This window comes from Corallococcus sp. CA041A, assembly GCF_003612075.1.
In the GTDB taxonomy this organism is placed as follows: domain Bacteria; phylum Myxococcota; class Myxococcia; order Myxococcales; family Myxococcaceae; genus Corallococcus; species Corallococcus exiguus.
In genome coordinates, this window is sequence record NZ_RAWF01000265.1 from 1 (window position 1) to 13,697 (window position 13,697).

Here is a 13,697-nt window from a genome sequence, read left to right on the forward strand (position 1 = left end):
CGCGGCGTCGGGTCCTTGGCGACGCGGCGTCTGCTCCGCTGCTCCGCAGACGAGCAGGAGGCTCCCTCTTCTGACGTCATCTCCCTTCTACAGGACCCATCAGATTGCTTATTCCGCGCAACCCTCCTGTCGGACAGGTTTGAATCGCATCGGGCGGGCAGGTCACGGCGGCGTCGCGACACTCCCTCAGGGCGCGGGCCCCGCGGCACCACCCGCCGGTGCCGGGGCCGCCGCGGGAGCCGTGGCGGGCGCGGCGTTGGCCGGGGACGGGGTGGCCGGCAACGCGATGCTCGGCGAGGAATTGAGCGGCGCGGGCGTCCCCAGGAGCGGCCCGGGCGTTCCGGTGTTGAGCGGCGCGGGCGTCCCCAGGATGGGCGACGCCGGCGTGCTGGCGGACTGCGACAGCGGTGGAACCGTGGCGAGGATGCCCGGGCTCACCTGGCTGGTGCCCACGAAGTTGTTGAAGTCCGGCGCGGACATCTGCGGCGCGGTGAAGCCCCCCACGGACACGCCCGCCACCGTCGGCGGCGTGGCGAACGTCCCCTGCCCCACCGGGGCCGCGGAGCCCGGCGTAACTCCCGACACCACCGAGGGCGGATTGGTGGGCGCCGAGGGCGCGAACGACCCGCTGTACGTCGAAGGCGCTTCCGAAGGCAGTGCGGGCGCCGAAGGCAGGATGACCGTCGTCGTCCCCGCCGCGCCCACCTCCGGAATCACCGCGCCGGTCCCCGGCCCCGCCGTGGTCGCGACACCCGTCGTCCCCACCGTGCCGCTGCCGCCCGTGCCCTGCGCGAAGCGTGGCGCGGACATGGGCGCCACCGCCGCCGGGAACGCCGTGGGCGCCACCGGCGTCAGCGTCGCGAGCGACGAGGGCATCTCCCCTGTCGTGGGCACCACCGCCAGCGACGGCACCCGCGTCCCCTCCACTTCGATGGACACGTTGTCGAACAGGAACTGGATGAACCCGCGCGGCTCCGCCTGCGGCGGCAGGTTCCACACCACCACCACCAGCTCCGTGTCCCCGGGCCGCGCTTCGCGCAACAGCCGCGTCGTGTCGTCATCCGAGAACGTGCCCGCGTCCAACGCCGCCGCGTGCACCAGCGCCGAGTCCGTCAGCAGCGTCCCGTTGCGCCACACGCTGCCAATGCCCCAGACGGCCATCGCCGCGTGCGCGCGCGTCGTGGCGCGCCAGCCAATGCCTGTTTCGCCGTAGATGGGCGTACCCATCAGCACCCCGCCCTCGATGAGGTGCGGCGGCGGTGGGGGGAGCGGCCCGGCGGGCACCGGCGACATCGCCTGCACTGGCGGGAAGCCCGTCTGCGTCAGCTCCACGCGGTACTCGGTGCCACCCACGCGCAGGCTCGCGGAGAGCTGCGCCTTGTCGCCGAAGGTCGCGTTCGGCATGCCGACTCGATCCCGCACGGAGAACGACGCCTGCCCCGTGCCCCGCTCGGTCAAGTCGTTGAACGGTAGGGGACCTTCAAAGAAGTAACCGTCCGGCCGCTCGGTCCTCGCGCTGGCCTCCCGGCCCTCGAACGTGAACCCGTCGCTCCCTGGCGCCGCCGCCAGGACACCGGACAGCAAGATGCTCGTGATTGAACCCGCCATCGACGCTGCCTCCCTTGAACTTGAAGGTAGGCAGCGGAGCGGGCCGTGGCACGCCCCGGGACTAAATCAGACCGCGGGCGCGGCGGATCTGCTCGACCGTCTTGTTGTACTCGATGTCGAAGGCGCTCGTGCCTTCCTGCAGGTGCTTCAGCCGCGAGCGGGCCTCCCGGTCGATCTCGTCGTCGACGTCCAGGTGCTTCTTCATGCCCTGGAACATCTTCTGACGCAGCACGTTGTCGGGGGAGTAGACCTCCTCGACGTTCCGGCTGATGAGGAGGAACTCAATCATCTGGTTGATGACGTACTCGATGCCCTCGTCCCCCATCTTGAAGCCGCGCACGTCCGCCATCTCGCGCTTCACCTGGTTGAACTTGGAGTAGTCATATCCCCGACGCTCCAGGGCCTCGCGCGTCGCCTGGTTCACACGCTCTTCGTTGGCGAGGTACTCGCGCATGATGGCGGAGAGATCCATCTCGGCGTCGGCCACGCGCATCGGCTCCACCTCGATGTCCCCGTCCTGCATGAGCTGCTGAATGGCCTCGCGCGAGATGATCGGGATCACCTTCGGATACAGCCTCATGTCGGTCCCTCGTCCTCTTCAAACGTGCTCGGATCTTCAACCGCTATAAATCAGCGCGGAGCATGGTCGCAATGAAAAACCCTAGGAACGTCGCGGGTTCCAGCGGCCAGTCCCCCCGGCGTCCGAAGCGGAACTTAATCATGCCGCACCGGGTGGCGACCCTCCATCCGCTTTTTCGTGCACGGGTTCGGAAGCGTCATCCAGGGACGCCTCGCGCACCGGGTCCTCGGTGTCGTCCTCGGGGTCGCCATGCAGACCCGCGTGGACGCGCTCGGCCATCGCCGGGCCCACGACCTCGGTCAGCTCCTCGATGCTGGCCTCGCCCACCCGCTTGAGAGAACCGAAGTGGCGCAGCAACATCTTCCGCCGGCCTTCCCCCACGCCGGGGATGTCCTCCAGCGCGGAACGCAAGGAACTCTTGCGCATGGATTTGCCCTGGAAGGTGATGGCGAAGCGGTGCGCCTCATCCCGCATGCGCGTCAGCATGAACATTTCCGCTGAATTCTGCGGCAGGACGATGGGATCCTTGCGACCCAGGACGAAGACGCGCTCGGGACTCTTCGCGCTCTCCGCGTCCCGGTCAAAAACTTCTTGATCGCGGCTCTTGGCCAGGCCCACCACGTCCACGCCCTCCACGCCCAGGTCCTTCATGGCCGCGTGCGCGCTGGCGAGCTGACCCTTGCCGCCGTCGATGACGAGCAGGTCCGGCAGTTCGTTGTCCTCCAGGCCGCGCTTGAGCCGGCGGGTGATGACCTCGTACATGCTGGCGAAGTCGTCCTGCTTCTCCACCGATTTGATCTTGTATTTGCGGTAGCGCGACTTGTCCGTCTCCCCATCCGTCACGGCCACCTGTGAGGCTACGATGGAAGAACTCTGGAAGTGGGAGATGTCGAAGCACTCCATGCGACGCGGGAAGTTGCGCAGGCCCAGCTTGGACTGGAGCCGGGACAGGACCGTGTCCGTTTCGTCCTTGGTGCGCTTGCGCTCCACGAACGCCTGCTCCGCGTTCTTCACCGCCATGTTCACCAGCTCATGCTTCTCCCCGCGCTTGGGGACGAAGACGCGCACGCGCTCGCCCTTGCGCTCCGTGAGCAGGGCCTCCAGGCCGTCGGTGCCGTCGCCGGGCTCCAGGGGCAGCAGGATCTCCTCCGGCACGAAGCCGCCCTGGTCGTAGTAGAGGTTCACGAACGAGGCGAGCAGCTCGTCGTCCGGGAACTCCTGGCTGCCAAAGGGGAAGGCCTGGCCGCCGTTGAGCCGGCCCTGCCGCACGTGCAGCACGTAGAACAGGATGCGGTCGCCCTCGCGGAACAGGGCGAACACGTCCTGGTCCTTGAAGTCCGTGGTGGCCACCTTCTGGCGCTCCAGGCTGCGCTCGATGGCGAGCAGTTGGTCACGCACCCGCGCGGCCTCCTCGAACTTCAGCTCCATGGACGCGCGCTTCATCCGCGCGCGCAGCCCTTCGATGAGCTGCCCCGCCTTGCCCTCCAGGAACATGGCCACCTCGTCCACGCTCTTGCGGTAGTCCTCCGGGGGCACCGGGTAGACGCACGGGGCCGGACACCGTCCGATTTGATGCAGCAGGCACGGCCGCTTGCGGTTGGCGAGCACGTGGTCCGTGCAGGTGCGCAGGCGGAAGAAGCGGTTGATGAGGCGCAGCGTTTCGCGGATGGCGCCCGCGCTGGAGTACGGGCCGAAGTAGCGCGCGCCGTCCTTCTCGTACTTGCGCACCACCTCCAGCCGGGGGAACGACTGGGCGCGGTCCAGGCGCAGGGAGATGAACTGCTTGTCGTCCTTGAGCAGGACGTTGAAGCGCGGCTTGTGCTTCTTGATCAGCTCGTTTTCAAGAAGCAGTGCCTCCTTCTCGTTGTGGACGAGCACCGTCTCCAGGTCGCCCAGCATCGTGTCCAGCAGGGACACGAAGACGCGGGTGTCTCCGGAGCGGTTGAAGTAGCTGCGCACGCGGCTGCGCAGGTTGATGGCCTTGCCCACGTAGATGATGGTCCCGCGCTTGTCCTTCATCAGGTACACGCCGGGCTCGGTGGGCAGCGCGTCCAGCTTCTCCTGCAGCCGGATGTCCATGGCGGGCCTCGCTAGTTCTTGCGTGACCGCGAACGGGCCGAGGGCTTGGACGCCCCGGACGCGCCAGAAGAACTGCCACCCGACGAGGACGGACGTCCGCGTCCCCGCCCCTTCTTGGGCGTGGTGCCGGGCTGGTCCACCGCCTTGGGCGGCGCGCGCAAGAGCGAGCGAGAAGCGGGCTTGAGCCCCAGGTCCATGTCCTTGAGCAGCTGGACGCGGTCGCGGAACTCGGCGGCCTTCTCGAACTGCATCTCGTCCGCGGCCTTGAGCATGTCGGCGCTGAACTCCTTGATGAGGCGCTGGATCTCCTTGGGCTCCAGCAGGTCGTTCTCGCCTTCGGCCGCCATGGGCAGCGCGCCCGCGCCCGCGTCGTAGTCCGGGATGTTCTCCGTGAAGTCGGTGATGTTGCTCTTCACGGACCGCGGCGTGATGCCGTGCTCCAGGTTGTACGCGCGCTGGATGTCGCGGCGGCGCGCGGTCTCCTCCATGGCGCGCTTCATGGAGTCGGTCATCTGGTCCGAATACATGATGACGCGCCCGTTCACGTTGCGCGCCGCACGGCCAATGGTCTGGATGAGCGACACGTGGCTGCGCAGGAAGCCTTCCTTGTCGGCGTCCAGGATGGCCACGAGCGACACCTCCGGGATGTCCAGGCCCTCACGCAGCAGGTTGATGCCCACGAGCACGTCGAACTCGCCCCGGCGCAGGTCGCGGATGATGGCCATGCGCTGGATGGCGTCGATGTCCGAGTGCAGGTAGCGGACCTTCACGCCCACGTCGCTGTAGTACTCGGTGAGGTCCTCCGCCATGCGCTTGGTGAGCGTCGTCACCAGCACGCGCTCCTTGCGCGACACGCGCACGCGGACCTCTTCCAGCAGGTCGTCCACCTGGTTGCCGGCGGGGCGCGTCTCCACCTCCGGGTCGGTGAGGCCGGTGGGGCGGATGATCTGCTCCACCACCACGCCCTTGGACTTCTGCAGCTCGTACTCGGCGGGGGTCGCGGAGACGAAGACGGCCTGGGGGACCATCTCCTCGAACTCGACGAACTTCAGCGGCCGATTGTCCAGCGCGCTGGGCATGCGGAAGCCGAAGTTGACCAGCGTCTCCTTGCGAGCGCGGTCGCCGCGGTACATGGCGCCAATCTGGGACACCGTCTGGTGGCTCTCGTCGATGAGCACCAGCAGGTCGCGCGGGAAGTAGTCGATGAGGCACGGGGCCGACTCACCCGGCGCGCGCCCGGTGAAGTGGCGCGAGTAGTTCTCGATGCCGTTGCAGTAGCCGACCTGTTCGATCATCTCCAGGTCGAACATGGTGCGCTGCTCCAGCCGCTGCGCCTCCAGCAGCTTGCCCTCCGCCTTGAACTTCTGGAGCTGTTCGGAAAGCTCGTCGCGGATGGTGCGCATGGCGTTCTGCCGCGCTTCGGGGCCCGCGACGTAGTGGCTGGCGGGGAAGATGACGATCTTCTCCAGCTGGCCCAGGGTCTGGCCGCGCAGCGGGTCGAACTCGGTGATGCGCTCCACCTCGTCGCCGAAGAAGCTGACGCGCACGGCGCGCTCTTCCTCGTAGGCGGGGAATACCTCCACGGTGTCGCCGCGGGCGCGGAAGGTGCCGCGGTGGAAGTCCAGATCGTTGCGCTCGTACTGGGCCTCCACCAGCTTGCGCATGAAGCCGTCGCGGCCCATGTCCTCGCCCACGCTGGCGCGGATGGCCAGGTCCACGTAGCTGCGCGCGGCGCCCAGGCCGTAGATGCAGGACACGCTGGCCACGATGATGACGTCGCTGCGGGTGCGCAGGCTGTGCGTCGCCGAGTGGCGCATCCGTTCGATGTTGTCGTTGATGGACGAGTCCTTCTCGATGAAGGTGTCCGTCGACGGGACGTAGGCCTCGGGCTGGTAGTAGTCGTAGTACGAGACGAAGTACTCGACGGCGTTGCTGGGGAAGAGCGACTTGAACTCGCCGTATAGCTGCGCCGCCAGCGTCTTGTTGTGCGCGATGACCAGCGCGGGCCGCTGCACGTTGGCGATGAGGTTCGCCATCGTGAACGTCTTTCCCGAGCCGGTGACGCCCAGGAGGGTCTGGTAGCGGTCGCCGCGAAGCAGGCCCTCGGTCAGCTCCCCGATGGCCCTGGGCTGGTCGCCTTCTGGCTTGTGCTCACTGACGAGTTCGAACTCCGGCATAGGGGACAGATCTAACATCCCCGCTGCTTGTGTACTGAACCTTCGTGCACGTCCGTCCGACAAAGGACGGGGCGCCCGCCTACTTCACGGCCGGGGCCTTCAGTGCCTCCAGGGACTTCAGGCGAGCGGCCTCGAACTCGTCCCCCTTGTTCCACACGGGCATCCGCGGGGCCTTCGCCACCTGGGCGCCCACGAGGAAGAACAGCCGGGTGTCCTCCACGGCGCCGGACAGGTCCCACTCCGGGCGGACCTCGTCGGAGGGCTGGTGGTAGTGCTTCGCCTCCCACTGGCCGCGCTGCGCCTTGCCCCAGCCCTCCGGCCGGCCAATGAAGTCCATGCCGCTGCCGAAGTAGGCGGCGGGGATGCCCTGCCGCGCGAAGTTGAATTGATCCGAGCGGTAGAAGAACCCGCGGTCGGAGAGCTGATCCGCCTTCACCGTGCGGCCCTGCGTCTTCGCCATCGCGGTGACGAAGGTGTCCAGGGAGGACTTGCCCAGGCCGATGACGGTGATGTCGCGCGTGCGGCCCAGCACGTTGCCACCGTCCACGTTGATGTTCGCGGCGATGCGGCCCGAGGGCACGGGAGGATGCGCCGCGAGGTACGCGGAGCCCAGCAGGCCGTACTCCTCCGCGGCCACCGCGGCGAAGAGGATGGAGCGGCGCGGCGGCGTGGGCAGCGAGGTGAAGGCGCGGGCCACGGACAGCATCGAGGCGACGCCGGCCGCGTTGTCCAGGGCGCCGTTGTAGATGACGTCCTCACCGGGCTTGCCGTCGTCCTTCTTGCCCAGGTGATCATGGTGCGCGCTGTAGAGCACCACTTCCTTCGCCAGCGTGGGGTCGCTGCCAGGGAGCAGGCCCAGCACGTTCGCGGTGGGCCGGCGGCGCACCTCGTTGGAGAGGCGCAGGGACAGCGTCACGCCCAGCGGCACCGGGCGGAAGTCGCGCTTCTGGGCGGAGGCTCGCAGCGCGTCCAGGTCCTGCCCCGCGAGCTTCATCACCTGCTTCGTGGCGTCCTCGGTCGTCCACGCCTTCACCTGGAGGCGGGGCCCGTCGCCCGCGGGCAGTTCGAACTGCTCTCCGGTCCACGACGTGCGCACCACCTGCCACGGATAGCCCGCGCTGGGCGTGGTGTGGATGATGATGGCGCCCGCCGCGCCCGTCTTCGCCGCCTGCTCGTATTTGTAGTCCCAGCGGCCGTACCAGAGGCGCGCCTTGCCGCCGAAGAGGCGCGGGTCGTCCTCCGGATCATTGTTGAGGATGACCAGCGTCTTGCCCTTCAGGTCCGCGCCCTTGAAGTCGTCCCACTGGTACTCAGGCGCGACGATGCCGTAGCCCACGAACACCAGCTCTGACGCGTCCAGCTTCGCCTCCGGGGCCTGCACGCCGGACACGGCGATGAAGTCCTCGCGCGGCTGGAGCTCCACGCGGCCCTCCTTCGCCTGGAAGGTCATGGTGCCCGGGCGGCTGTGGATGCCCATCAGGTCGAAGCGCTGGAGGTAGCTGCCGTCCTCCGCGCCCGGCTTGAGGCCCAGGCCCTCGAACTGCGTGGCGATGTACTCCTGCGCCAGCGCGTCGCCGCGCGTGCCGGGGCCGCGGCCTTCCAGCAGGTCGCTCGCGAGGAAGCGCACGTGCGCGCGCAGGAGGTCCGCCGTGATGGCCTGTTCGGCCGTCTTCTCCTGCGGCGTGACAGAGGGCGCGCCCGCCGCCAGGACGGGCACCGAGCCCAGGGAGCACAGCGAGACGAACAGCGCGGGGAGGAGCCTCATGGGCCCGTGCGTAGCATGGCCGCACGGGCGCCCCCCAGCGGGTTTTCAGGAGGCGGGCGCCGCCACCTTCCAGGAGGTCCCGGCAGGCGTGTCCATGATGTCCACGCCCAGGGTCTTGAGGGCGCCTCGCACCTCGTCCGCCTTCGCGAAGTCCTTCGCGGCGCGCGCGGCGGTCCGCTCGGAGAGCAGGCGCTCCACCTCCGCCACGTCGATGCCGCGCTCACGCACCGCGCGGTCGCGACGGCGCAGGAGCCACTCGCCCGGGTCGTCCTCGAAGACGCCCAGGACGCGGGACGTCTCGCGCACCTGCTCGCGCAGCGCCTGGAGCGTGCGGCCCACCAGCGGCTTGTCCTTCACGGGCGGCTTGTCGGTGAGCTCGTTCATGAAGCCGAAGAGCCCGGACAGCGCGCCCAGCGCGCTCGCGGTGTTGAAGTCGTCGTCCATGGCGGACTCGAACTCCGTGAGGAAGCGCGCGGGGTCGCCGTGCAGCGGGCCCTTGCCGAAGTCCTTGCCCGCCACGCGCTCGTCCACCTTGCGCAGCGTTTCGTAGAAGTACTCCATGCGCCCTTCCGCGTCCTGGAGCGCCTTCTCCCCGAAGTTGAGCGGGTGGCGGTAGTGCGTGGAGAGGAAGAAGAAGCGCAGGGCCTCCGCGTCCACCTTGGCGAGCGCGTCGCGCAGGCGCACCACGTTGCCCAGCGACTTGGACATCTTCGCGCCTTCCAGGTCCAGGAAGCCGCAGTGCATCCAGTACTTCGCCATCGTCTGGCCGGTGGCGGACTCGCTCTGGGCGATCTCGTTCTCGTGGTGGGGGAAGATGAGGTCCAACGCCCCGCCGTGGATGTCGAACGTGCGGCCCAGGAACTTCTCGCTCATCGCGGAGCACTCGATGTGCCAGCCCGGACGGCCCTTGCCCCAGGGGCTGTCCCACGACGGCTCACCGGGCTTCGCCGTCTTCCACAGCGCGAAATCCAGCGGCTGGCGCTTGAGGTCGCCGGGATGCACGCGCTCGCCCTGGCACAGGTCGTCCAGGTGGCGCTTGGACAGCTTCGCGTAGTCCTCGTCCTTGTCGACGGCGAAGTACACGTCGCCCTTCGCCTCGTAGGCGTAGCCCTTGTCCACGAGCGTCTGGATGATGGCGACGATCTCCGGGATGGTCTCGCTCACGCGCGGGGACACGTCCGGTTCGCGCAGGTGCAGCGCGCGGGCGTCCTCGCGGAAGGCCTCCACGAAGCGCGAGGCCAGGTCCACGGGCGCCTCGCCCGTCTCGTGCGCGGCCTTGATGATCTTGTCGTCGACGTCCGTGTAGTTGCGCACGTACGTCACCTTGAAGCCCCGGTAGCGCAGGTATCGGACCACCACGTCGAACGACGTGAAGGTGCGTGCATTCCCGATATGGATGTAGCTGTAGACCGTAGGCCCACAGACGTAGACCTTCACTTCGCCGGGCACGAGCGGCTCCAGCGGCTCCTTCTGCATGGACATCGTGTTGAAGAGCCGGATGGATGAGGGGGCCACGGTGGAGGGTCCTCCTTTGGGAACAGGGCGGGCGCGGCACTTGCGCAACGCGATACACACTCTAGGATCCCGGGTCCCACACAGGCCAGCACTTGGCGTTGGAAGCGTCGGATAGGGAGAATCGCCGCATGGCTCCGCCGAATCCGAAGCGTCCGCCGCGCCCTCCCCGCCCTCCGGGGCAGCAGGCGTCGTCGGATGACCCGTCGGAGGAGCTCCCGTTCGACGACGACGAGGTGGCCCCCCTTCAGGCGGATGATCCTCGCCCGCAGCGCGTGCCCCAGTATCCGGCAGGCCCCCGGAAGGCGAAGCGGCGAGGCCCGGGCGAGCGCGCCCGGTCGGACCGCGAGCTGTCTCCCCGGTATGACTGGGCGAAGGAGTACTCGGATCCGGGCCTGACGCCCGCGTTCGTGTACGTGGAGCGCGGGCCGGGTGCCGGGCAGCTCGTGCCCCTGCGCCAGGGCTCCATCACGATGGGGCGGTCCTCCACGTCGGACCTGCGGCTCCAGCATGCGTCCATCAGCCGGCGCCATGCCCAGCTGACCCGGCGGGGCAATGTCTTCATGGTGCGCGACCTGGGCAGCCAGAACGGCACCTTCGTCAACCGCCTGCGCATCAAGGGCGAGGTGGAGATCAAGCCTGGGGACGAGCTGAGCCTGGGCAACGCGACCTTGCGGCTGCGCGGCTCAGGGGCCGGGCCGACGGTGAGCCGGACGGCGTTCGATCCGCTGCTGCCTCGCATGGCGAAGCGCCGGCGGAATGGGGTCGCTGTGGCGGTGGCCGCGGCGGTCGTGGGCTCCGCGGTCGCGGCGTTGATCAGCGTGGTGGCCGTGCGTACGGCGGACCGGAATCCCGCGCGGGCTCCGGAGGAAGGTGCGCCCGCTCAGCCCCCCAGGACTCCAGCGGCGCCCGCGAAGGAAGCCCAGGAGATCGAGGCGGCGACGCCCGCGAAGGATGCCAATCACGGGAGCCTGGGAGCGGCGAAGGACCTCAGCGCTTCGGACATCTCGCGAAGGGCTCAATCGGGCCAGGTGTCTCCGAGTGCCTCGGACATCGCGCGCGGCCTGCATCCGAGCACCGGGGCGACATCGAGGAACGCCGCTCCGAGCGCCCAGGAGGTCGCGAAGGGCTCGGGGGCCGCGAAGGCGGGCGAACCCCATACGCTCTCTTCGAGCGCGGGCCAGGTCGCTGCCGCGTCCGGACGGAAATCCCTGCCCTCGACCGAACAGGCGGGGCCTCCGGACGAGCGCCAGCGCGCGGACATCCTCGCTCGCTATGAATCTGGTGACGTCGCCGGGGCGTTGGCCCAGGCGAAGCGCGCGAACCTCACGCCCCTGGTGCAACAGCTCACCCGCTTCCAGACCGCCGAAGCCACGGCCCGGACCGCCCTGGCGCAGAAGGACCGTCCCCGGGCGCTCGATGCGCTCAGCGCCGCCGTGCGGGCGGACAAGGAGCTGTCCCAGGGCTGGAGCCGTCAGGGGGTCGCCCTCCGCCGCCAGCTCGTTGGGCTGTACGTGCGCATGGGCCAGGAAGCCGTTCAGGCCCAGCGCTTCGCCGACGCCCGCGCGGCCTTCACCGCCGCGCTCGAGTACGACGCGGACAACGCCGAGGCCCACTCACAGCTGGCGGCACTGGCCACCCAGGCGCCTTGAGGCTCACGGGGCCTGGCGCGTGCCGGGCCCCAGAAACACGACGCCCCGGATTCCATCGAGGGAACCCGGGGCGCGGGGTGCGAACGCGACAGCCACTGGGGCCTTCGCGTCACGCGGGGACTCAGGCGAGGTTGAAGATCTTCTTCAGGTCGGACTCGACCTCTTCCTCGGTGCAGTCCTTGGCCAGCGACAGCTCCTTGATCAGCAGGGAGCGCGCCGTATCGAGCATCTTGCGCTCGCCGAACGACAGGTCCTTGTCGCCCTTGAGCAGGTAGAGGTCGCGGAGCACCTCGGCGATTTCGAAGACGGAGCCCGTCTTGATCTTCTCCATGTACTCGCGGTACCGGCGGTTCCACGTGGTGGAGTCGACGGAGATGTCCTTCTCGCGGAGGATGGAATAGACCTGCTTGACGTCCTCTTCGCTGATGATTTCCCGGAGGCCGACCGATCCGACCTTGTTGATCGGGATCATGATCCGCATCCCGTTCTCCAGGATGCGCAGCACGTAGAACGACTGGCGCTGCCCGGCGACCTCGGTGTGCTCGATGCCCATCACCTCACCGACGCCCTGGCCCGGATAAACCGCCTTGTCACCAGTCTTGAAGCTGGTCTGCACTAACTGCCTCCTTGGAGAAAGCTTCGACCCCGGCCTTCACGCCCGCCACTACTACCACAAACTACATCCACGGGCAACGAAATCGCCTTGACCACCCGATGACAGCCACACTACGGTGTCCGGTTTTGTGTGCGGTGTCGCTCGGTGTGAGCGCCGCGAGACGGACGGGGCGGTGGGTGGGGGTGGGTGTTGGTTCGTTATTCGTGGCGCGACCTGGGTACGCGTCCGTTGTTCTTTCCAGCGCTGAGCCTCTTGCTCGGCGCCCTCTGGGCAACCGGAACAGAGAGCTTCGCCGGGGTATTTCTCCTCTGCGCGCTTTGCCTGGGTGGGTTGGGCGTGGCGCTCGGCCCCTTGCCTGGAGCACATCTGGCGGTGCTCGGCGCGCTGGCCCTGACAGGCGCAGGGCTTTCCGCCCTGGAGGCCCGGGTCGACCTCCCTCCCTCCCTGAAAGAAGGCGGCAGCGCGGTCCTTGAGGGCGAATTGGAGCGCGTGGAGCGCTTCGATGGCGCCGTGCGATTGCGGCTCGCGGTGGCCCGTGCGGGGCTGATTCCGGAGCCTCCGGCCGCCGCCCGCTTCCGCGTCAGCCTTTCCGGACGAGGTGAGAGTCTGGAATTGCACCCCGGGCAGCGCGTGCGGGTGGAAGCGCGGCTCGTGCCGGATGCGCCGCCTTCGAATCCGGGCGAGCGGGACTTCTCGTCGGCGCGGCGGCGGCAGGGCGTGGCCTTCACGGGCGGCTTCGTTCCGGGGCGCGTGCTGGCGCTCTCCCCTGCCCCCTCGTGGCGGCTCGCGCTGGAGGACGTGCGCGGACGGCTGACGACGGCGGTGCATGGGGTCGCGCCCTCGGCGGACGCGGCGGCGCTATTCCTCACGCTGGCCGCCGGGCAGCGCGCGGACCTGGATGCCTCCTGGGAGGACGCGTTCTCGCGGGCGGGGCTCGCGCATGTGCTCAGCGTCAGTGGGCTTCACGTGGCGGCGCTCGCGCTGATGACGCTCGCGCTGCTCAGGCTGGGGATGGTGCGGCTGGGTGGACGCTGGCGGACGCTGGAGGCACGGCGCTGGGCGGCTCCGGCCGCGGTGCCCTTCGTCTGGGCCTACGTGCTCTTCACGGGGAACCAGGCGCCCGCGGTGCGCTCGGCGGTGATGGCCACGGCGGTGCTGCTGGGCCTGTCGCTGTGGCGGCGCGCGGATGGGCTGAATGGCTTGTCGCTGGCGGCGCTGGTGCTCGTGGCCTGGACGCCTTCCAGTGTCGTGGACCTGTCGCTCCGGCTGTCGTTCCTCGCGGTGCTGGGGCTGGGGCTGCTGTCGCCCGCGCTGCGCGAGGCCCTTCCCCTGGATCGGCCGTCTCCTTCCGAGCCCCGGAGAATGAAACGGTGGGCCGCCCAGGCACGGGAGACCGTGGCGCAGACGTTGTGCGCGAGCGGCGCGGCAACGCTCGTGGGTCTGCCCGTGGTGGCGGCGGCGTTCGGAAGGGTGAGCCTGGCGGGGCTCGTGTCCAACATCGTCGCCCTGCCCTTGTGTGGCGTGCTCACCGGGCTCGCGGCGGGCGGCGCGGCGCTCTTCGTCGTGGCGCCGGTCGTGGCGACGCCGGTGCTGTGGGCAGGCGCCTGGGCGTCGGAGCTCCTCCTCGTGCTGACGCGCGTCTTCGCGGCCGTGCCCTTCGCGGCGGTGGAGGTGCCGGGCCTGGGGCCGTGGCTCGGCGGGGCGTACG

The 13,697-nt window shown here is 69.0% G+C and carries 9 protein-coding genes; 2 read left to right on the forward strand and 7 right to left on the reverse strand.

The window, feature by feature from the left end:
- Positions 1-186: 186 nt before the first annotated feature.
- From D7V77_RS33925 to cysS, 6 genes are all read right to left on the reverse strand, one after another.
- Positions 187-1,608 (reverse strand): hypothetical protein, encoded by a 1,422-nt coding sequence (locus D7V77_RS33925; RefSeq protein WP_120580418.1) that lies wholly within the window; start codon positions 1,606-1,608, stop codon positions 187-189.
- Between the two features lie 61 nt (positions 1,609-1,669).
- A complete protein-coding gene (locus D7V77_RS33930; protein ID WP_014398200.1) occupies positions 1,670-2,188 on the reverse strand; it encodes a DUF507 family protein in 519 nt (172 codons plus the stop codon).
- A gap of 138 nt (positions 2,189-2,326) precedes the next feature.
- Positions 2,327-4,267, reverse strand: a complete 1,941-nt coding sequence (uvrC, locus tag D7V77_RS33935; RefSeq protein ID WP_120580419.1) for an excinuclease ABC subunit UvrC — start codon at positions 4,265-4,267, stop codon at positions 2,327-2,329.
- 11 nt (positions 4,268-4,278) lie between these two features.
- The gene (gene uvrB / locus D7V77_RS33940; protein WP_172810285.1) at positions 4,279-6,444 is read right to left on the reverse strand and encodes an excinuclease ABC subunit UvrB; all 2,166 of its coding nucleotides are present in this window, start codon (positions 6,442-6,444) and stop codon (positions 4,279-4,281) included.
- A gap of 79 nt (positions 6,445-6,523) precedes the next feature.
- Positions 6,524-8,209 carry a M28 family metallopeptidase gene (locus D7V77_RS33945; RefSeq protein ID WP_120580421.1) on the reverse strand — a complete coding sequence of 562 codons (1,686 nt, stop codon included), beginning with the start codon at positions 8,207-8,209 and terminating at the stop codon, positions 6,524-6,526.
- 45 nt (positions 8,210-8,254) lie between these two features.
- Positions 8,255-9,724, reverse strand: a complete 1,470-nt coding sequence (gene cysS / locus D7V77_RS33950; RefSeq protein ID WP_120580422.1) for a cysteine--tRNA ligase — start codon at positions 9,722-9,724, stop codon at positions 8,255-8,257.
- A 128-nt stretch (positions 9,725-9,852) separates the two neighbouring features.
- Here cysS and D7V77_RS33955 point away from each other — a divergent pair, with 128 nt between their 5' ends.
- Complete coding sequence (locus D7V77_RS33955) at positions 9,853-11,373, forward strand: FHA domain-containing protein (RefSeq protein WP_120580423.1); 1,521 nt, start codon at positions 9,853-9,855, stop codon at positions 11,371-11,373.
- Positions 11,374-11,494: 121 nt separating this feature from the next.
- Here D7V77_RS33955 and D7V77_RS33960 read toward each other — a convergent pair whose 3' ends face one another.
- Positions 11,495-11,989 carry a CarD family transcriptional regulator gene (locus tag D7V77_RS33960; protein WP_120533482.1) on the reverse strand — a complete coding sequence of 165 codons (495 nt, stop codon included), beginning with the start codon at positions 11,987-11,989 and terminating at the stop codon, positions 11,495-11,497.
- Positions 11,990-12,178: 189 nt separating this feature from the next.
- On the opposite strand from D7V77_RS33960, the gene D7V77_RS33965 reads away from it, so the two are divergent.
- A partial coding sequence (locus D7V77_RS33965; protein WP_147452247.1) for a ComEC/Rec2 family competence protein occupies positions 12,179-13,697 on the forward strand: 1,519 nt, incomplete at its 3' end.

What these genes read in the sequence shown, in the direction of transcription:
- D7V77_RS33930 (WP_014398200.1), bottom strand. Translation starts at nt 2,188, where the DNA reads ATGAGGCTGTATCCGAAGGTGATCCCGATCATCTCGCGCGAGGCCATT.
- D7V77_RS33925 (WP_120580418.1), bottom strand. Translation starts at nt 1,608, where the DNA reads ATGGCGGGTTCAATCACGAGCATCTTGCTGTCCGGTGTCCTGGCGGCG.
- D7V77_RS33955 (WP_120580423.1), top strand. Translation starts at nt 9,853, where the DNA reads ATGGCTCCGCCGAATCCGAAGCGTCCGCCGCGCCCTCCCCGCCCTCCG.
- uvrB (WP_172810285.1), bottom strand. Translation starts at nt 6,444, where the DNA reads ATGCCGGAGTTCGAACTCGTCAGTGAGCACAAGCCAGAAGGCGACCAG.
- D7V77_RS33945 (WP_120580421.1), bottom strand. Translation starts at nt 8,209, where the DNA reads ATGAGGCTCCTCCCCGCGCTGTTCGTCTCGCTGTGCTCCCTGGGCTCG.
- uvrC (WP_120580419.1), bottom strand. Translation starts at nt 4,267, where the DNA reads ATGGACATCCGGCTGCAGGAGAAGCTGGACGCGCTGCCCACCGAGCCC.